The organism is Nostoc sp., assembly GCF_036919555.1.
Taxonomy (GTDB): Bacteria; Cyanobacteriota; Cyanobacteriia; order Cyanobacteriales; family Nostocaceae; genus Nostoc.
The window spans coordinates 67,691-88,562 of the sequence record NZ_JBALCS010000100.1 but is presented as its reverse complement, the minus strand read 5'-3'; the positions used below and the strand labels follow the sequence as shown (position 1 = coordinate 88,562).

16 protein-coding genes, 1 tRNA gene and 1 pseudogene are annotated in these 20,872 nt (G+C 42.7%); 8 read left to right on the top strand and 10 right to left on the bottom strand.

Features of this window, described 5'->3' with window-relative positions:
* The first annotated feature begins 1 nt into the window (after position 1).
* The 4 genes from V7K36_RS28400 (at position 2) to V7K36_RS28385 (ending at position 4,045) form a co-directional block, all read left to right on the top strand.
* Entirely contained in the window at positions 2-922 is a 921-nt protein-coding gene (locus V7K36_RS28400; RefSeq protein ID WP_335121000.1) for a histone deacetylase family protein, read from the top strand.
* Between the two features lie 168 nt (positions 923-1,090).
* On the top strand, positions 1,091-1,810 hold the full coding sequence (locus tag V7K36_RS28395) for a hypothetical protein (RefSeq protein WP_335120999.1): 720 nt from the start codon (positions 1,091-1,093) through the stop codon (positions 1,808-1,810).
* A 177-nt stretch (positions 1,811-1,987) separates the two neighbouring features.
* Positions 1,988-2,755 (top strand): DUF1350 family protein, encoded by a 768-nt coding sequence (locus tag V7K36_RS28390; protein ID WP_335120998.1) that lies wholly within the window; start codon positions 1,988-1,990, stop codon positions 2,753-2,755.
* Between the two features lie 153 nt (positions 2,756-2,908).
* Positions 2,909-4,045 carry a PP2C family protein-serine/threonine phosphatase gene (locus V7K36_RS28385; RefSeq protein WP_334939956.1) on the top strand — a complete coding sequence of 379 codons (1,137 nt, stop codon included), beginning with the start codon at positions 2,909-2,911 and terminating at the stop codon, positions 4,043-4,045.
* Here the strand turns inward: V7K36_RS28385 and V7K36_RS28380 are convergent, their stop codons facing one another.
* From V7K36_RS28380 to V7K36_RS28365, 4 genes are all read right to left on the bottom strand, one after another.
* Complete coding sequence (locus tag V7K36_RS28380; RefSeq protein WP_335120997.1) at positions 4,046-4,372, bottom strand: STAS domain-containing protein; 327 nt, start codon at positions 4,370-4,372, stop codon at positions 4,046-4,048.
* Positions 4,373-4,946: 574 nt separating this feature from the next.
* Complete coding sequence (locus V7K36_RS28375) at positions 4,947-6,254, bottom strand: glutamate-5-semialdehyde dehydrogenase (protein WP_335120996.1); 1,308 nt, start codon at positions 6,252-6,254, stop codon at positions 4,947-4,949.
* A 448-nt stretch (positions 6,255-6,702) separates the two neighbouring features.
* A complete protein-coding gene (gene mazG, locus V7K36_RS28370) occupies positions 6,703-7,518 on the bottom strand; it encodes a nucleoside triphosphate pyrophosphohydrolase (protein ID WP_335120995.1) in 816 nt (271 codons plus the stop codon).
* 50 nt (positions 7,519-7,568) lie between these two features.
* Positions 7,569-8,150, bottom strand: a complete 582-nt coding sequence (locus V7K36_RS28365; RefSeq protein WP_335120994.1) for a metal-binding protein — start codon at positions 8,148-8,150, stop codon at positions 7,569-7,571.
* Between the two features lie 135 nt (positions 8,151-8,285).
* Here V7K36_RS28365 and V7K36_RS28360 point away from each other — a divergent pair.
* Positions 8,286-8,358 (top strand) — tRNA-Val (locus tag V7K36_RS28360).
* Between the two features lie 425 nt (positions 8,359-8,783).
* Here V7K36_RS28360 and V7K36_RS28350 read toward each other — a convergent pair.
* Positions 8,784-11,384: pseudogene (locus V7K36_RS28350) on the bottom strand (tetratricopeptide repeat protein).
* A gap of 157 nt (positions 11,385-11,541) precedes the next feature.
* Positions 11,542-12,003 carry a hypothetical protein gene (locus V7K36_RS28345; protein ID WP_335120991.1) on the bottom strand — a complete coding sequence of 154 codons (462 nt, stop codon included), beginning with the start codon at positions 12,001-12,003 and terminating at the stop codon, positions 11,542-11,544.
* 93 nt (positions 12,004-12,096) lie between these two features.
* Here V7K36_RS28345 and V7K36_RS28340 point away from each other — a divergent pair, with 93 nt between their 5' ends.
* On the top strand, positions 12,097-12,789 hold the full coding sequence (locus tag V7K36_RS28340; protein ID WP_335120990.1) for a PD-(D/E)XK nuclease family protein: 693 nt from the start codon (positions 12,097-12,099) through the stop codon (positions 12,787-12,789).
* Positions 12,790-12,930: 141 nt separating this feature from the next.
* Here V7K36_RS28340 and V7K36_RS28335 read toward each other — a convergent pair whose 3' ends face one another.
* The 4 genes from V7K36_RS28335 to V7K36_RS28320 are packed head-to-tail and all read right to left on the bottom strand — an operon-like array spanning position 12,931 to position 16,388.
* Positions 12,931-13,383 (bottom strand): type II toxin-antitoxin system VapC family toxin, encoded by a 453-nt coding sequence (locus tag V7K36_RS28335; protein ID WP_335120989.1) that lies wholly within the window; start codon positions 13,381-13,383, stop codon positions 12,931-12,933.
* Entirely contained in the window at positions 13,364-13,606 is a 243-nt protein-coding gene (locus tag V7K36_RS28330; RefSeq protein WP_335120988.1) for a hypothetical protein, read from the bottom strand. The genes V7K36_RS28335 and V7K36_RS28330 overlap by 20 nt, the downstream gene beginning before the upstream one ends.
* 15 nt (positions 13,607-13,621) lie before the next feature.
* Positions 13,622-14,836, bottom strand: coding sequence for a DUF790 family protein (locus V7K36_RS28325; RefSeq protein WP_335120987.1), 1,215 nt, complete (start codon positions 14,834-14,836; stop codon positions 13,622-13,624).
* Positions 14,766-16,388 carry a DEAD/DEAH box helicase gene (locus V7K36_RS28320; RefSeq protein ID WP_335121012.1) on the bottom strand — a complete coding sequence of 541 codons (1,623 nt, stop codon included), beginning with the start codon at positions 16,386-16,388 and terminating at the stop codon, positions 14,766-14,768. The genes V7K36_RS28325 and V7K36_RS28320 overlap by 71 nt, the downstream gene beginning before the upstream one ends.
* Before the next feature lie 115 nt (positions 16,389-16,503).
* Between V7K36_RS28320 and V7K36_RS28315 the strand changes: the two genes are divergently transcribed.
* Positions 16,504-17,796, top strand: a complete 1,293-nt coding sequence (locus tag V7K36_RS28315; protein ID WP_335120986.1) for an adenylate/guanylate cyclase domain-containing protein — start codon at positions 16,504-16,506, stop codon at positions 17,794-17,796.
* 258 nt (positions 17,797-18,054) lie between these two features.
* Positions 18,055-20,397 carry a hybrid sensor histidine kinase/response regulator gene (locus tag V7K36_RS28310; RefSeq protein WP_335120985.1) on the top strand — a complete coding sequence of 781 codons (2,343 nt, stop codon included), beginning with the start codon at positions 18,055-18,057 and terminating at the stop codon, positions 20,395-20,397.
* Positions 20,398-20,872: the final 475 nt, after the last annotated feature.

Sequence of the window (20,872 nt, the reverse complement as noted above, 5' to 3'; positions counted from 1 at the left end):
TATGCTGCCAGTCATTTATTCCGACGAATTTTTAGATCACAAGACTGGAAAATATCATCCCGAAAGACCAGAACGCTTGATAGCGATCGCTACTGCCCTAAAAGCAGCTATATTCGCAGATAAAATTACCTGGCGTGAGCCGACACCAGCATCAGAACAGCCATCACTGATATCTGTGTTAGTGAAAGCCCATAGCCCAGCCTACATCAAAAAACTTTGGCAAATCGCTTCTAGTGGCGGCGGTCCTTTGGATGGAGATACGCCAGTTTCCCCGCGCAGTTATGATGTGGCATTGTTGGCAGTCAGTGCCTGGTTAGATGGAGTTGAGGCTGTCCTAAAGTCGGCTAATCCGGCTTTTGTATTGGCGCGTCCCCCAGGACACCATGCAGAAAGTGATGCGGGGATGGGCTTTTGCCTATTTTCTAATGCAGCGATCGCCGCTTTATTTGCCCTGGAACAACCTGGAATTAACCGCGTCGCCATCCTCGATTGGGATGTGCATCACGGTAATGGTACTCAGGCGATCGTTGAAACTGAAGCACGCATCGCCTACTGTTCCCTACATCAGTACCCATGCTATCCCGGTACTGGAAGATCGACAGAACGCGGCTTTCATAATAATGTCTTAAATTTACCTGTACCCCCTGGTAGTGATATTGCAGTATATCAGCCACTATTTGAAAGACAGGTCGTACCGTTTTTAGCTAACTTTCAAGCGGATTTACTGATTGTGAGTGCTGGCTATGATGGCAATGCCGCAGATCCTTTGGCAAGTATCAATTTGCAGCCAGAAGACTACGCTTTGTTTACTGATTATTGTCTAGGCGTAACTCGTAAAATTGTATTTGGCTTAGAAGGTGGTTACGATTTTGATACTCTTTCTCGATCAGTTGTAGCGACGATTGAACGCTGTTTACTTTAAGAAGAATTCAGAATTAAGGAGTCAGAATAAAGTATCGTATTGTACAAAAAATCCTGACTTTACTAGAAGTATTGACTTGCCTGAAAAAGTTTAGACAAAATGCCAGCATTCTAGAAATTTGATTGCTATATTAGATTAGATAACTATTCTGGCAAGGGTTGAAAAGCTGTGCGGGATGATTTACAGGGCTTGGAAATTAGTCAGGATGAACTACAAAAGCTGGCTAATTTGCCTGTCAATGAGCAACTTTTAATCATCACAAATCCTCTGAAACTATTAGCAAATATATATATCCAAAAGCTGAAAAGCTCTGAAGGTGCAACTGTAGTTTTTATTGGATTTTCTACATTTGTTTTTGTCTATATTTTATTTGATATAATTATTAAATTTTTTGTGACGTGGATCACAGTTCCATCTTGGATATTGTTAATTATCTTAGGTCTTTGGGTTGGCGGACTTACGCAAACTATCTTATATTTAATCTGGAAAACTAGAAAGAAAATTGTCAAAATTAATATGACAAAATCTCTGCAAACTCTGTTAAATGAGGTGAGTAGATATAATACTGTTATTAGAGTAATAGATATTAATGACCAAATAGAAGAAGCTGGTAATCCAGAAGTAGTTATAAAGGAAAGGGAAGGTGTTATCGAAGCGCTTAAACTCACCAAAGCTGATTTAGTTCGCGCTTTGAAGACAGAAAGGATTTTGAGGGAGCATAAGAGCTTTATCCTTAGTAATACAGAATTATTCGTCAACAATTTAGCAACTTTAACAGCCATGCAAGTAACCGAACAGGCTACCGAACATGGAAGGTTGCTCAATGAAGCATTACAAATTGCGTTAGATGTGCAAGACGAAATGAAAAGATTACAGACTCAGCGTTAAAACTAATACTCAGGGCAACGTGGGTAAAAGAAGTGAATTAGACAAAGCCTACATGCTCAGGTTAAGGCAACGTAACCGACTCACCAGATATTCTCAATGGCTTTTTCCATAATCCTTCCCACGGTTGCGATCTCCGGTCTAACATAAAGAATATTCGTAAAGCGATCGCTTATCCGCATGGACTGGAAAGAAATCAGAGGTAACTGGGTAATCATTCCCCGAAATCCCATCGGTATCATCCATTTTTTAGGAGGTGCATTTGTCGCCACTGCACCGCACATCACTTATCGCTGGTTACTGGAAGAACTGGCAAGTAAAGGTTATGTTGTAATTGCTACGCCTTTCGTCAATACATTGGATCATACTGCGATCGCACAATCCGTACTGCTAAACTTTGACCGCACTCTCGAACGCTTACATGACTCTGGAGCATTACGCAAGCTTTACTTCCCCATCTACGGCATTGGACACAGTATGGGTTGTAAACTTCACTTGCTCATTGGTAGCCTCTTTAAAGTAGAACGCGCAGGCAATATTTTAATATCCTTCAACAACTACGCCGCAAAAGAAGCTATCCCCTTAGTAGAACAGTTCAATTCTACTTTTACGATCGAGTTTACCCCCTCACCTTTGGAAACTAACAAGCTTATCCAAGATCATTACAATATCCGGCGCAATTTATTAATAAAATTTAGCAATGACACAATTGATCAATCGGCAGCTTTAACCAAAATCTTACAAGAACGCTTTGATGAGATGGTGACAACACAAACGTTACCAGGAACTCACACAACACCTCTAGGTCAAGATATTAAATGGCAAACTGGAACATTTTTCACTCCCTTTGATGCCTTAGGGCAATGGTTCAAGCAAGAAGCATACCGCGACTTGAATCAGCTAAAAAGCAATATTCTTTTGTGGTTAAATCCTCTGACAGCACCATAATGTTTTATGACTGTTAAACAGTCATAAATTCGACGTAAAAAGATAAATTAGTTAGTATTATATCTGGATATACTACTAACTAATTAGTCGATATCATATTTTTATTTCCTATTTTTACAGCCAACTATTAATGAGTGTTTCATCCAACTTTTTATGTTTCAAATACTAGTAATTGATGACGACTATTCAATAAAAATACTCCTGAAAAGGATGTTAGAAAAACAGGGTTATGAGGTAGTTACTGCCAGTAGCGGCGAAGAAGGAATAGAAAAGGCACTGGCTTACAATCCAGCATTAATTATTTGTGATTGGATCATGCCGGGGTTGAGTGGACTGGAAGTTTGCCATCGCATTAAGAAAGACCCCAAATTTTATACCACATTCTTTATTTTATTAACATCCTTAGATTCCGTTGCCGATTGCGTCAAAGGTCTAGATGCTGGTGCTGATGATTTTATCTCCAAACCTATCGAGCACAATGAATTACAAGCACGGGTAAGAGCGGGATTACGCCTGCATCAATTGAGTAGAGATTTGCAAGCTCAAAAGTTGCTTTTAGAATCAGAAATGTCAGAAGCCGCAGAATATGTGCGATCGCTGCTGCCTCTTTCCATGACTGAACCCTTCAATATAAATTTCCGATTCATTCCCTCGCGGCAACTTGGCGGTGATTGTTTCGATTACTACTGGCTCGATGCTGATTATCTGGCAATTTACTTAATGGATACTGCCGGACATGGCCTCAAAGCTACTCTTCCCTCTGTTTCAGTGCTGAATCTGCTGCGTTCTCGTGCGCTCAAAAGTCTGGATTATTATCAACCTAGTGATGTATTGAAGGCTTTGAATGATACCTTTCAGATGAATTATCAAAATGACAAATACTTTACGATTTGGTACGGAGTTTACAACCGAATCAACCGCCAGTTAATTTATGCTAGTGCAGGTCATCCACCAGCAGTTTTAGTAACCGGCACATCTCCAAGGAAGTCTGAAGTTAAACTCTTGAAAACGCCCGGTATGCCAGTTGGGATGTTTCCAGAGGCAAAATATGTTGATGGCTTTTGCAATATTGAAAAATTCAGTACCCTTTACATTTTTAGTGATGGCGCTTATGAACTCACTAAATCAGATGGCACACTTTGGAGCTTGGATGCTTTTATTCAGCTACTAGTTAGCTTACAAGATCCTGTTGATTGCCAACTTGAGCGCGTACTGAGTTATTTAATCGCTCTGAACTCCAAAGATGGTTTTGATGATGATTTATCTATTTTGCAAATTAACTTTAATTAACTAATTCTTTGAGACTAAAACCTGATTAAATGCTTCTTGGCTGGGGAAGATTTCAAATACTTTATCCATATTAGTCAGTTCAAATAATATCCTGACTTGCTCATTAACTGAGCAGAGAACGAGCTTAGTATCTGCGGCTCGCAAGGTTTTGAAAGCTAATACTAAAGCTCCCAAACCTGAGCTATCCATAAATGTTACATCTTGAAAATCAACTAATACAATTTTCGCACCACTTACTAAAATATCAGTAATCTTTTGCCGAAACTCTTGTGAAGTTGTGGCGTTTAAATTACCGATGATCTTAATAACTTTTACTTGTTCTCTCATAATACCTCACTCTAATTTGTGTAAATGATACTCTGTTGTCGTTAGTATATCCCAATCATAGATCATAAAAAAAATGCTTACCATTTGAAGAAGTATTCAGAAGTCAGAATTCATGAGTCAGAATCAAGACGCTCTCGGATGAGCTAACACTGGGCTATCAGTGAAGGATTCAGACCGGCACTTCGACCCTTCTCTACGAGACGCTCTTGCTAGCTTGCTTCCCCATAGGGGTAGGACGTAGGCTCAGGGCAGGCAAGCTCTGTTACCACCACTAATAGAAGACCATCAAATCGTAGATTTAGTAGGGGTGCAAAAACGCCGTTTATTCAGACGCTCGCAGACTCGATCTAAGCATACCCCTTTGGGGAAGCAAACTACGCGTAGCGTCTCTAAGAGTTGCTATGCCGTTGGCGTTCGCGTAGCGTTTCCCCTTGAGAGAAGAGAAGGCTTTACGCTGCGCTATCCGCTTTTTCGGTCAAAATTCAGCATGAATTCTGACGACTGATGCCTTTATTCTGTTTTGATAAATTGGTGTATTTATCCCATTACTAAAGCCCATAACTTTGAGGATGTTTTACCCCAAATCCTGATGAGTAAAAAATTTAGCATTAGCTCCGGTGTAAGTAGCTACAATATGACCATCGCCAGTCATTTGATATTTGTATGTCACTAATCCTTCTAAACCAACGGGGCCGCGGGGAGGCATTTGTTGTGTACTAATCCCGACTTCTGCACCGAAACCATAGCGGAAACCATCAGCAAATCGGGTAGAACAATTGTGAAAGATATTGGCTGAATTGACAAGTCCAAAGAAAGTTTCAACAGATACTGAATCTTCAGTAATAATCGCGTCAGTATGACGAGAACCATATTCGTTAATATGGGCGATCGCATCTTCTATAGAATCTACAATCTTAATCGACAAAATAAAATCGCTGTATTCAGTTTCCCAGTCTGTTTCTGTTGCAGTTGTAATGTTAGGCAAAATCGCTAAGGTACTTTTATCACCTCTTAATTCCACATGGCGTTCTTGCAAAGCATCGGCAACTTTTGGTAAAAATTCTCTAGCAATAGAGGAGTGAACTAGCAAAGTTTCAATCGCATTACAAACAGCAGGATATTGCGCTTTGGCATCGACAGTAATCGGAACTGCTTTAGAAATATCAGCCGCTTTATCTATATAAAGATGACAAATTCCATCGGCGTGACCTAGTACCGGAATGCGCGTATTTTCCTGCACTAACCTCACCAAGGAATTAGAACCTCTAGGAATAATTAAATCTACATATTTATCTAATTTCAAAAGTTCTAGAGTTTCTTCTCTAGTTGTTAGCAACTGTACCGCATCAGGGTTAACAGCAGTATGAGATAATCCTTGCTTAATTGCCTTAACGATCGCTTCACAAGAACGCACCGCTTCCTTTCCACCTTTAAGGATTACACCATTGCCCGATTTGATCGCCAAGGAAACAATTTGAATCGCCGCCTCTGGACGTGCTTCAAAAATAATCCCCAAAACACCTAAAGGACAAGTGATCCGCTTGAGAGTCAAACCAGTGTCTAGTTCGCGGTGAATCTGGAGTTTACCCACTGGATCAGCTAGCTTACCAACATCTCGTACCCCAGCGATCGCATCTCTTAATTTATGTTCATCCAACTGCAAGCGTTTATAAAGCGGTTTGGAAATTCCATCGGCAGTAGCAGCTTCACAATCAGCAACATTTGCCTTTAAAATTTCATCTCTAGCTGATTCTAAAGCTTGAGCGATCGCTTCAAGTGCTTGATTTTTTGCCTCACTGGAGAGGATCGCTAGCTTACTTGCAGCTTGACGGGTTTGCCCTGCGATCGTAATTAGGGGAGAAGCAATGTCAAGAATAGTCATAGCACAAATCTTTACTTTTTCCTCATCTTATCAACCAGAGTTGATGATTAGACATCTGGTGAAATTAATTATGCGTTGCCCGAAATCCTTGGTAAGCACAATTCATGAATTTTCATTCTTATCTCTATTGGTATGTCTTCCTCCAATCGGGTGAACCATCTGGGTTATCAATAATTACTCTGATCGGGTGAAGCTTGATTGGGTTCAAAACATTTATTCTGTAATTATCAAACACAGACAGATTAGAGCTTTTAATTTTACATCGATCAAAATATTTTAAGTATTATTACATAGATAACTTGAAAATCTTAAATATGATTTATGCGTTCCAGAGACTAGAGAGACATAGTAATTTATGTTTCTCTAGTCTTTTACTTTTGTTCGCGTAGAATTTCCGCGAACTTACTCTTTTTTGTCCAAAGTCCAATCAAATGTAAAATGGGATGTATTACTGCTCTTTGGCAAGTTGGGCTTTTGCCTGTTGCCAGAGAGTTTCTAACTCATCCAAACTGTAATCAGAAAAGGGACGATCAACAGCTGCCTCCATTTTTTCTAATCGCTGGACAAATCGCTGATTGGTGCCTTGCAAAGCAGCGCTAGGGTCAAGATTATGCCAACGGGCTAGCTGAATCACCGCAAACAGTAAATCGCCTAATTCTGCTTGTTGTCGTTCTGGTGTTTCCTCAGCTAGAGCCTGTTGAAACTCCCCCAACTCCTCATCAAACTTATCCCAGACCCCCTGAATATTTTCCCATTCAAACCCCATAGCCGCAGCCTTTTGAGAAATCTTCATCGCCGCCGTCAGTGGGGGAAGGGTGCGTCCATAACGAGCGAGTTTAGCACTAAGTTTTTGACTGTCTGCGAATGCTTCGCCTTTTTCGGCAGCTTTAATTTGTTCCCAATTTTGCCGCACCTCATCCACACTTGCAACAGACACATCACCAAACACATGGGGATGACGGCGAATCAACTTTTGGGAAATCCCCTGAGTTATTTCTTTGAGGGAAAATTCTCCAGATTCGCTAGCAATTTGGGCTTGCAGTACCACTTGTAATAATAAATCGCCTAACTCCTCTGCGATCGCAGCACAATCCCCACCCTTAATCGCGTCCACCACCTCATAAGCTTCTTCAATGACATAAGGTATCAGCGTTTGGGCAGTTTGAGCCAAATCCCAAGGACAACCACCATCAGGCGATCGCAACTTCGCCACTACCTCAATCAACTCCTGCAAAGCCACCAAACTCTCATCTTGATTTTCCATACCTCAGCCTACCCCTGCGCTTCCCTGAGCGTTCCTTTGCGTTAAAAAAATTATTTCTTCAATCTCGCCCGACCACTCCTCACTTTCCGCTTCTTAATTTTGCCACTAGGAAGCAACCCCCTAACCCCTTGTTTTTGAAAGCGCTTGTATGCCGAACCCCCCCAATCGCTGAGAGAATGACTCATCGCACCGAGTTCCAACCCCAAAAACAGAGCAATATATTCAGTATCGTAATCCACGAGCGATCGCCCCACAGTTCTACCCAAATCCTGCCAAGTAAAACTCAGATTCCATAACCTTTCGGCGATCGTGATCACGAAAATTGCCAAGATAGCGAGTAAACAGCCGAGATAAAGTACCCGGAGGATCGTGCCAATAATCGGCCCGTGGGATAAAAAAGAACGATGACGGAGACTTTTTTGATAAGGTAGCCAAATCCAGCGCAACAAACCCCAGCGTTGAAATTGCACAGAGTAAATATCCAAATCGGGGCCAAACATCAGCCCTCCAAATAGAAATCCGCCTGCAACCAACAAAGTCGCATTGCTACTGCGAGTCTGCCAGAAAGTAACGCCCGCCACGAACGGCAGAGCATACATTGTAATGCGATCGTGCGTCCGACCAGAGGGCATCCTAAATCCTGTTAGCGATAGCGGGGCGTTTAGCCCGTGTTGAGTAACTGAATATTGAGTCAGTATAAGAGAAAAAAAGATTTTCCCAAAACTACTAGCGCAACGCGAAATATTTTGCTATAGTAGTTAAGGATTGGGCGGTTAGCTCAGTTGGTAGAGCGCCTGCCTTACAAGCAGGACGTCATCAGTTCGAGTCTGGTACTGCCCATTACGAAAAGCCGCCATTTGGCGGTTTTTTAATTGGAAGCATAGTTTTGCCGCCGTGATTTACGGTGATATTATTATCGTAAATCTCCTGAAATTACCTGCAATTACCGAATAATTTTAGCTCAAATTTAGCATGAAATTAACGATTGAGATAAGGTTCCACTCATGCGATCGTTTTTCCTGGTAGATGGGCGATCACCTTTTTGGTGGTTAGCCAAAGCATTACGTAAAAGTCGCCCCAGTTATGGAGTTCTTTAACCGCCGAGTTCAGATTTGCCGAGAAGCGATCGCTCTGAATGTAGTTTAATCAGTTTTAGGAGAGGGATCAGTCTTAGAAAACGAAGGGCCGAATTCAGAAAACGAACGGTTGAATTCAGGCGATCGCAAATCTAACTTTTAACATGGTACGCTTTGCACAAAACTTGCCTATTCTTGATTTGAGGAGAGGCGATCGCGCAAATCTGCTAAATTTTCATGCACACTAACAGTTAGGGGATGATCAACCCCTAACTGTTGCTCACAAATATCCAAAGCCTGGATGAACAAAGGTTCGGCTTTGCTATAGCTTCCCTGTAAATGGTAGAGTTTTGCCAAATTGTTCAGGCTAATTGCCACATCTGGGTGTTCATTCCCCAGCAAGCGTTTTCTCATGGATAAAGCTTCGATGAACAAAGGTTCGGCATCGCTGTACCTTCCCTGTGAATAGTAGAATGCTGCCAAATTGTTCAGGTTTTATGCCACATCTGGGTGTTCATCCCCCAGCAGGCGTTTTCTCATGGATAAAGCTTGGATGAACAAAGGTTCGGCATCGCTGTACCTTTCCTGTGAATAGTAGCATGCTGCCAAATTGTTCAGGTTTTGTGCCACATCTGGGTGTTCATCTCCAAGCAGGCGTTTTCTGATGGACAAAGCTTCCTTGTACAAAGGTTCGGCATCGCTGTACCTTGCATGTGAGTGGTAGAGTAATGCCAAATTGTTCAGGCTTTGTGCCACATCTGGGTGTTCATCGCCCAGCAAGCGTTTTCTCATGGACAAAGCTTCCTTGTACAAAGGTTCGGCTTCGTTGTACCTTCCCTGTAAACGGTAGAGTTCTGCCAAATTGTTCAGGCTAATTGCTACATCTGGGTGTTCATCGCCCAGCAGGCGTTTTCTGATGGACAAAGCTTCCTTGTACAAAGGTTCGGCATCGCTGTACCTTGCATGTGAGTGGTAGAGTAATGCCAAACTGTTCAGGCTTTGTGCCACATCTGGGTGTTCATCACCCAGCAAGCGTTTTCTCATTGAAAAAGCTTCCTTGTACAAAGGTTCGGCTTCGTTGTACCTTCCCTGTAAACGGTAGAGTTCTGCCAAATTGTTCAGGCTTTGTGCCACATCTGGGTGTTCATTCTCCAGCAGGCGTTTATTCATGGACAAAGCTTCGATGTACAAAGGTTCGGCATCGCTGTACCTTCCCTGTAAAACGTAGAATCCTGCCAAATTGTTTACGCTTTGTGCCACATCTGGATGTTCATCCCCCAGCAAGCGTTTTCTCATGGATAAAGCTTGGATGTACAAAGGTTCAGCTTCGTTGTACCTTCCCTGTAAACGGTAGAGTTCTGCCAAATTGTTCAGGCTAATTGCCACATCTGGATGTTCATCCCCCAGCAGGCGTTTATATATGGACAAAGCTTGGATGTACAAAGGTTCGGCTTCGCTGTACTTTCCTTGTGAATCGTAGAGTCCTGCCAAATCGTTTAGGCTAATTGCCACAGAAGGGTGTTCATCCCCAAAACGTTTTCTAGCAGCTGATAAACATTGTTCACGCCACGGTAATGCTTGGGTGTAAGCTCCTTGACCTTCGTAAAATCTACCCAAGCCTATAAAAGGACAGATTAAATCATCATCGCTTAACCAAGCTTGGTAAACTGTGGCAGCTTCTGCAAGATGAGGGATGGCAAGAGTTGCTTGAGCAATATCTCTCAATGTGGGTGTCTGAGGAATATCTTTTGCTACTACTACCATTACTTGGCAAAGCGATCGCTTTAATTCCTCTGCTTGCTGTAAATCTATAAGCTTATATTGAAAAAACTCCCTTAGCAGTGGATGTAGTTGATAAACTCCCTCATCTTTGCGCTGAAGTAAATGCAAATTCAACAACTTATCATCTCTAATTTCTTCTAACTCTTCCTCGTCTTCATCTGGTAAACAGTGTTCCACCAATTTCCAAGATATAGGTGCGGCGGCAAATAAACTCAGCAAACAACCAAGCTGCTTGTCATCATCCTCTAATTCCTGCCAACTTAACTCAAAAGCTGCTAACACACCCCGTTGTCCTGTCATGTTACCTTCTGACTTGGACTTAGAGAGGGAACGCTCATCTAGTCGTTTTTCTTTCAATCGCCGCAACATTTCTGTTACAGACAAATCCCGTTTCCGCGCTAGATATCGCCCCACTAATTCCAAACCCAAGGGCAAATATCCCAGCCACTCACACAATTGATTTGCTACAGCTAATTCTTTTTCAATTCGCCCCGGTGTATCTTTGAGTAAAGACTTTAATAACTCCAGCGCCGCTTCTGGTTGCAGCACATCCAAAGATAATTTTGCTATGCCTCCAAAGTACTGACGTGTAGTCATCAGCACTTTAAATCGGGAAGATGGCGATGGTAGATAAGGCTTGACTTGCTCGTAATCACTGACATCATCCAACACTAGCAGCACATCACCCTCACGCCAATGCCGAAAGCAATATTGGACTTGCGCGAGTAATTTTTGGTTAGAATCTTCTGTTAAATTCTCTGGCGGGTTTAAGTCAAGCTGCGTTCTGGCAAACTGTACAACTTGAATGCCCAGATCTCCAGCCCTTGCCAGTAACCAGCAAATTCCACCCTTGTAAGTTTCACGGTGAGCCTTTGCATATTGTAAGGCCAATTCTGTTTTACCCAGTCCACCCATGCCAGCGATCGCTGCAATGGCCACCTGATTATCTTCCTGCAACATCTGGTGAAGGGTTTGCAGTTCGGCTTCACGTCCAACAAACTTTAACACCCCACTCAGGGGAAGATTTTGCGGAATACCTTTTGCCTTGGGAGTTTTCCCCTGGTTTTCATTCTGGGTAAAGCTCCCAACTGTGATATCGCGGGCTTGAACATTTTCAAACGCACTCTGCTGTATTTTCTCAGAGTTAGGGCGATCGTTCATGATTTTAGGCTTTTATGTTCACATCACCAACGTCAAGATCGTCGCCAAATTGAGAATCAACCACCGCTTCTTGATTCACTGAACCGTCTCTCGTGGCTGCCAAATCTATATCGCCTACTTTAGCCTTACCTTTTACCTGAACTCCCTTGAGAACAATTTGATTAATCGTTTCGTTTGATTTAAGCTGCGTCATTAATTCCTGTAAACGGTTGGCAAAGGCTTCATCTTCTTCCATCTGTGTTTCCAGTTCATCTTGGAACTTTGAGGTATTCTTCTCTATAGGATTTTCTTGCGCTCGTGTCAGTAGTCCTTCAGTTCCCGCAGCCTGGAACTTTTCACGAATAGCATTCAAGAGTTGAGCAACTTTTTCTGAAACACCTTTTCCTAAAGTTTTTCCTCCTTCTTTGAGGGCTTCTGAGAAAATAAGAGTTGCGATTCCAGCCGCCGTCAGTGTTACAAGTTCCATAATTATAAAATAGTTAATTGCACTTGGAGATACAAATGTAGCTCTGTCTATTTCGGAAATATATCACACACATTAAAGTCAACACACCAACTGATGCAATTTGATACCCAACTGCTACCAAGCATTAATGCCACAGCCAAGAGAGAAAATGGTAAACAATATTATGTAGATGCCAACGGAAATCGCTTCCCTAGCGTTACTACAATACTTAATACCACCAAATCACAAGCAGACAGAGACAGATTATTAAACTGGAAAGCGCGTGTTGGTACAGAAGAAGCTACCCGCATTACTACAACTGCTAGCCGTCGGGGAACCCAAACACACAAACAAATTGAGCGCTACCTCCTTGGACAAAACCCTGTTTGTCCCGAAGCGAGTCGCCCTTATTGGGAGAGTATCCAGCCAGTTTTACAACAAATCGACACAGTTAGACTCGTGGAAGGCTCTGTTTTTCATCATGATTTGAGTTATTCTGGCAAAGTTGATTGTATAGCCAGCTATCAAGGTATTCCTTGTATTTGTGAGTGGAAAACAGCAGACAAACCCAAAGGCTCAATTGAGCATTTATATGAACATCCACTGCAACTTACGGCATACATAGGAGCCGCTAACGAGTATTATCGAGATTATGGTATTCAGTTAAAGCACGCTCTTTTGGTAGTAGCGATTCCAGAAATGCCAGCAGAGGTATTTTGGTTTGAATCAGCAGTCATCAAAGATTACTGGGAACAGTGGGAAAAAAGAGTTGTCCAATATTGGGAACGCAGAAACGTTTGGGGTTAGCCAGTGGAATTGTACAATTACCGAAATTGGAACCCCGCTTCCATTCCTCTCCCCGAAAGGTCGAGAGGCTTTGATTCTTGCTCCCCAACGCTAGTAGGGAAGGGGTTGGGGGTTAGGTTTGAGATAAAGTCGCACACGGCGTTAACCTTGTAATGGCAAGACAGTAATTAACCCAGAAAATCTTACAAAATCACCTATGTTGTGAGTGAGTAACTGAGGAATGCCATAAACTAGCATCGTGGCAACAATATTTGCATCATGAACTTGCTTACCACCAATAGTAATTTGCTCCATTAGAGATAAAAGTCTTTCTGTCACTTGGGCGGTTTCATCAGCTACTCGAAATTGAGCTTGAAAAAATCGGGTACGCTCAATTATGAGCGCAACAGGTCGGGGATTCATCAATGCTTGTGGACGACTAAGAGTCATTAAGAATTCCCGCAACACCTGGCGACTAATCCATAATTCAATTCCTGCGTCATAAAGATTTTCAATAGCCTGTAGTGCTGCTTGGTGAAAGGGAGATTCGGACACATTTGCATACACTAAAATGTTCGTGTCCAGAAATACAGAGTTAGCGACCCCAATCACCATACATATCCTCACGTCTTAGAGAAAGATTTTCAGGCCAATAACCATAATTATCTACAGGGAAGTTTAGAGGAGGGCGTTGTTCCTTGCTCTCTGCTTTCTCTGCCAAAGGCTTTTCATCAATTACTATTACCACCTGATGTTCACCCTCTGGAATATCCAATGGTAATTGCGCTGTAATCTTACCATCTTTTGTAACCGTGGCAATTGTTTCTATACTTTTCATCTCATTTCTCCTTAATCAATCCATCACAGCTAACACAGCTTTCGGCAATAACTTATCTTTAAACCAAACAATTCTTCCGGGGACATCATTTAATTTTACTCCCGCCTTTTCTAAATTAAGTCGCTCAGAAATTGCCAAAATCAAGTCGTCACGTCCAGCCCGCCGCACCTGAGAAAACTTTTTTTGTAAATATTCAGGTCGCCAATAACCAACAATTTCTAATAAGAAAGTGCGTCCATCAGAATGCACCAAGCGAAAATCGGGAATCATCACGCTACCGGGAATTGGGATCAAATCAACTTCTCGCTCTAACGCCCAACCACTTTTCAACGCATCCCACTTATCAGCAAAGGATGCTTCTAGCATACTATCGTAGGGCTTCCCTGGTGGATAATGAGATACCAAACCACATTCAGAATTGAGAGTGAAACGTCCAGTTTTCCAAGTATTTGTATAAGCGTCGCGGCTTTGGAGAATCGAAGAAAGACTCCATCTAGTAACGTGAAGTAAAGCAGGAATAAGTTTTGCGATCGCTAACCCATACCGCGTACTAGAACTAAACAAACTCGTCGGCCCATCAATGGTAATTGTAAACCCGTGGTCAGCATCGCCCTCAATATAAGCCATCAATTGAAACAACTTTAAATAGCGGAATAACAGCTTATATTCACCCGGAACATTCCGATGAGCATTTAACACCAGTTGACTGGCCTTATAAAACACACCCTGTACCTGAGATAAATTATATCGATTCAACAAATCTGGTGCTGTTGGTGCATCAAACACAGTCAAAATCTTATTTTCAGATAAATCAGCATATAGTCCATTCCGAACCTGTTCCAATAAAACTTCCCGTTCAAGTTCTTGAGTTAACTCATCAGCAACTTTACCAAGAGTAACTTGTGTTGATTCCCGACTAGAAACAGACTTTGAAGCTAGCGAAAACACCCGTTCTCTTAACATTTGTGGTTCCAAAGGACTAACTACCTCAAAAGTGCAAAAACTGCTTTTGAGAATATAAGCTAATCCCCGCTTCACCCGATAATCTGTAGAATCTCCTTCAAAATCAGTCAGTTGTCGCTCAAGCACACCCTGAGTCTTCCCCACTGCTGATTGAAAATAATTAATTAACTCAATCGCCAACTCCGAAGTTTTCTGATCAATCTTCAGTCTCTTCGGAATAATCTCCTCCCCGTTTTGGCGATGCATCAGTAAATCTGTCGGTAACATCTGAATTTGGAATTTTAGATTTTGAACTTCCAGTTGAATAATTAATCTCTAACTGTTCCGCAGCCTTCAAACTCCCTTCCTTCCCACTCCCATACACAACCTCTAACTTCCCTTTATTCTCTTTCTTCCCTTCGTGTCCTTCTCTTCGAGACACTTCGTGAACGCGCCTTCGTGGTTCGTTACTCCTCTCCCCTCTCCGCCGCGCCGAAGTCCCTTCCTCACTCGTATCCTCCGCCACCACCTCATATAAAATCGCCCGCTTATTCTCAATATTCCCCTTCCGTAAAACCCTCCCCAATCGCTGAGTATACTCCCTAGCCGAACCCGTTCCCGATAAAATAATTGCCACAGAAGCCGCAGGCACATCAACACCTTCATTCAACACATGAGAAGCAACCAAAGTATTATATTTACCCTCTCGAAACTTTGTTAATATCTCATGCCGTTCCTTTACAGGAGTTTGATGGGTAATTGCCGGAATTAGTAACTCTTGAGAAATGCGGTAAACCGTTGCATTATCAGCAGTAAAAATCAAAATTCTTGCCGGATAATGTTCTGCCAATAAATTAACCAGAATTCGCAATTTACCATCAGTACCCAAGGCGATATCTTTTGCTTCCCGGTGCGCTAACATAGCTCTACGTCCAGATTGCGATCTAGCACTCATTTGCACGAACATTTGCCAACCTTGAAGACTCCCCAAAGAAATCTTAGATTGCTTCAAAAAGTCGTTGCGGGTTTGAATTAGTTGATTGTATCTTTCCCGCTCAAGTTGCGATAACTTTACCTTAATTTGAACAATTTCATGTTCTGCTAACGCCTTTCCCGCCAAATCTTCAGCGCGTTTGCGATATACTTCTTGGCCAATGAGAATATTTAAGTCAGCGTGTTTACCATCAGTGCGTTCCGGTGTCGCGGAGAGTCCCAGCCGATAAGGTGCGATCGCATATTCAGCAATCACCCGATTAAAATCTGTCGGTAAATGATGACATTCATCAAAAACAATCAACGCATATTGATTTCCCAACGTTTCGGCGTGAATTGCTGCACTATCATAAGTTGCAACTAAAATAGCCGTTCTATCCCGCGAACCACCCCCCAGCAATCCCACCTCAGCATCAGGGAAAGCCGCTACTAAGTGTGCATACCACTGATGCATTAAATCCAAAGTTGGCACCACAATCAGCGTCGTGCGTGGCGTTGACTGCATCGCCATTTGCGCCAAATAAGTCTTTCCCGCCGCCGTAGGAAGCACAACTACCCCTAGTCTACCCGCCAGTTTCCAAGCCGCTAGCGCCTCAGTCTGGTGGGCATAGGGTTCCATTTCCAGGCTGGGAACCAAATCTACAGGATAAAATTGCTTGGCCTCATCGATAAAATTAACATCTTCCGCTTGTAGTGCTTCCACTAGCGATCGGTATCTAATCGCCGGAATGCGGAATTTTTCAACTCGATCATCCCACGTAGCATAATCCATCCAACCTTTGCCGCGTGGTGGTGGATGCAAAATTAATGTGCCACGATCAAAATTTAATGTGGGGGTGCGAACCATGAGTATTGGGCATTGGGCATTGGACATTGGGCATTGGGCATTGGGCATTGGTAATTATTTCCATTCGCCATGCCCCACTCCCTACTCCCTTAATTACTAATAACGCAAAAAGTGCATGATTCATCCAAATAACTCAGACAAAACCCAACTAGATACGCTCATTAGTCACGGAATGTCCTATGGGCAAACCAACAATAATCTTGCCGAATCCTACAAAGAACAGCGACAGAGCTTTCAGCTGAAACGGCTGCAATTGCAAGCGCAGATTATCCTAGTAGCTGGCTTGACTTTGATCGCTTTTTTTCTTTGGGCAAATTCACAATTAGAAGGCAAGATATACGCCTTCAAAATCGGTCTTTTAGTAGAACTATTCACGTTCATTTGTTGGGGTTTATGTAAAAACTCTATAGGTCGTCGTTACCCAAACTTAATTTTTTTGAGTTTATGCTGGTCTGTAACTTGTGCTGTCCAAATTGATATAGCTTTGTTGTTTAATAGTCTGGAACCTAGAAGTAATATTTGGACTCTGATGTTTCTCACTCAGGCTACAATCGTTCCAGTGCAATGGTGGATACATTTAATTTCGCAAATTGGAACAATTGTTTGCTATTTAATTTTATATATCTTATATAATCCTATATTAAAAAATCCATTCGCTTTTTACATGGAGCAGGGTTTATACTTATTTTGGACCTGCATAATTTGTGTCTTCTCTGTCTATTTATACGAACGCTTGCGAAAAAAAGAATTTTACGCCCGTAAGGCAATGGAACTAGCGCAGCAAAAATCAGAAATGCTGCTACTAAATATTCTACCAGAGATGATTGTAGAACAATTAAAACAACAGTATACAACTATTGCCAATAGCTTTCTAGAAGTTACGGTGCTATTTGCCGATATTGTTGGCTTTACAGAGCTTTCAACTCGGACATCTCCTGCCGAATTAGTCGAGTTATTAAATACAATATTCTGTTTGTTCGACCAATTAGCAGAACGTCATGGAGTAGAGAAAATCAAGACGATTGGCGATGCATATATGGCTGTTGCGGGGTTGCCAAATAAGTCTAATAACCATGCTCCAGTAATAGCTAACATGGCCTTGAATATGCAAAATGCTATAGCTACGTTTAACGAAGAAAATAACCAGTCTTTTAGCATCCGTATTGGCATTAGTACAGGGCCAGTTGTGGCAGGGGTGATTGGGCTGAAAAAGTTTGCCTACGACCTTTGGGGAGATACAGTTAATACAGCTAGTAGAATGGAATCACATGGTATAGCAGGTAGTATCCAGGTTTGTGAAGCAACTTATCAGCTTTTAAAGGATAAATACTTTTTGGAGAAACGAGGTTTAATTATGGTTAAGGGTAAAGGTGAAATGATGACTTATATACTAAAGGGAATTAATTGAAAAAGTTAATAAATCTATTCTTTTTGATAGAGACTAAAAAATTATATATATAATTAGAGTGATAATTATCAGCTATTGTACCTTTACTAAAACTGAGTTTTACGACTTTAGATAGATTCGCAGTAACTAACTGCTAAAATGTGTATTTTTCCCCTGATAATAGGTGTTGAGCGATGTCTACGACGGGCGTAGATGCAGCATTATCTAGCTGATTTTGGGAATAATCCTTTAGCTAGCTGCATAAAAGGAGAAGCCACATTGAAAGGAACACGTTTCCTGCTAGCGCGTTATGCTGTGGGACTATTGGCTGTTGGTAGCGGATTGCTGCTAACACTATTGCTACAGCCACTACTGGAACCAACTATTTTTCTGCTGTTTTTTGCTGCCGTGGCGGTTAGTGCCTGGTATAGCGGCATGGAAGCAGGGTTGCTGGCTACCGCTTTGTCTACTTTAGCCGTCAGCTACTTTTTTTTAGAGCCAGTATTTTCGCTGTTTGTTGCGAGTCTAGATAGCATGGTGCGGTTAGGCTTGTTTGTGCTAGTGACAATACTTATTAGCTTGCTCAATTCCGAGTTACGCACTGCCAAACAATATCTTCAGGTGAGTGAGGCCAGGTTTAGAAGGTTGGTAGATTCCAACATTATTGGGGTAATTGTAGTCAAAATGGACGGAGCGATCGCAGAGGCGAATGATGCTTTTTTAGAAATGGTAGGTTATTCACAACAGGATTTGCTAGCAGGGCGAGTCCGATGGCGCGACATGATACCACCAGAATATATTGAAGCTAACGATCGCGCGATCGCAGAACTCACAACCAAAGGTGTGTGTCAGCCCTTTGAGAACGAATATATCCGCAAAGATCACAGCCACGTTTCCATCCTGTTAAGTTCTGCTTTATTAGAAAATAATCCAGATAATATTATTAGTTTTGTACTAGATTTAAGCGAACGCAAACAACTAGAGCTTGCCCTTTGCAAAAGCGAAGAACGCTACCGCGCTTTTTTAGAGCAGAGTTCAGAAGGTATTTGGTGCATCGAACTGGAAGTACCAATTTCGCCAGAGTGTCCAGAAGATGAACAAATTCAACATTTTTACCAATATGTTTACTTAGCAGAATGCAACAATGTTATGGCGCAGATGTATGGCAATTCTCGTGCCGAAGAAATGATCAGCGCCAGACTAGAAGACTTTCTCGTTTCCTCCGATCCAGATAATATTGCATACCTGCGTAGTTTTATCCGTTCTAACTACCGACTAATCGATGCAGAGTCCCACAAAATAGATCAGCAAGGTAATTCCAAATATTTTTTGAATAATCTGGTGGGAATTGTCGAAAAAGGGCTTTTAGTCAGAGCGTGGGGAACTCAACGCGACATCACAGAACGCAAGCAAGCAGAGCAACAATGCAAACAATTACTTGAGCGCGAACAGATAGCACGCGCCGATGCCGAAGCCGCAAACCGCATCAAAGATGAGTTTCTCGCCACACTCTCTCACGAACTCCGCACACCCCTAAATACCATAATGGGCTGGACACAGCTACTTAGGAATCGCAATTTGGATCAGACTACTACTGGCCGGGCACTAGAGACAATTGAGCGTAACACCAAATCACTGACGCAACTGATCGAAGATATCCTAGATGTCTCGCGGATTATTAGAGGTACACTTCATCTAAATATTCATCAGGTAAAACTTGTACCACTCGTAGAGGCAGCAATCGATACTGTGCGTGCAGCAGCCCAGGGCAAAGAAATTAGCATCAAATCTAGATTCAACCCGGAAGTCGGGGTAATTATGGGTGATGCCAACCGCTTGCAACAGGTTGTGTGGAATTTGCTCTCCAACGCCGTCAAGTTTACACCCAAGGGGGGAAGAGTTGATGTACAATTGCAGCGCATTCAATCCTATGTGCAAATTCGGGTGAGCGATACGGGAGAGGGAATTGCTGCCGAATTCCTGTCCCATGTATTTGAACGCTTTCGTCAAGCCGACAGTTCCAAAACGCGATCGCATGGTGGATTAGGATTAGGATTAGCGATCGTCCGCCACTTGGTAGAATTGCACGGTGGCACAGTCTCTGCCGAAAGTCCAGGAATTGGACAGGGGGCGACATTTATTGTCAATCTGCCAATGAAAGCCGTTGATGTAGAAACTAATACAGCAGAGGAGCTTTCATCTTCCGTGGATACCCAAGAGGCTAATAATTACCTGCCGAACTTAGATGACTTGCGGGTGTTGATAGTCGATGATGAGGCAGATGGGCGTCATTTGCTCACCACAATTCTGAGGCAGTATGGCACCCAAGTCATAGCAGCTGCATCTGCTTCTGAAGCACTGCTTGCCCTGCAAGAATTTAAACCCCATGTACTAGTGAGCGACATTGATATGCCCCAAGAAGACGGTTACACACTAATTCGTCAAGTGAGGGCGCTGCCAACAGATCAAGGAGGACGAATTCCAGCAGTGGCGCTGACAGCCGATGCTAGGGCAGAAGATCGCACACAAGCCCTGTTGGCAGGCTTTCAACTCCACGTCCCCAAGCCAGTTAATGCGGGTGAGTTAGCAGCTGTAATTGCCAATCTCACCGGACGCACTTGATTGGGGATTGGGCATTGGGCATTGGGCATTTGTGTTGCCTCGTTCCCAGTCTTAAGACTGGGAATGTATTCCGAGAGGGCTGCTGCCTCGCATCTTGCCACTGGAGGCGGAGCCTCGCACGATCGCTTCCCAGCCTAGAGGCTGGGAACCAGTCAGGGTAAGGGCTGTGTTTTAACTTAGTGCCATTCCAGGACTATTTCATTCTCATCTAGCTCGCCTCAGAATGAATTCTGAGTCTAATAGCGAAAGTCGTCTAAAGACGACTGAGAAAAGGTTATAGTCCGTTAAAACGGACTTTAGCTATTAGCCCGGAACTTTAGTTCTGGGCGGTTTATGTCTAGAACGAAATAGCCCTAGTGCCATTTGACTCGTTAATGGAGTTCAAAGCCTCATTAATGGAGTTCAAAGCCTCATTAATGGAGTTCAAAGACCTCTGCCCTCCCCCACTCCCCACTTCCCAGACTAGAATTATAAT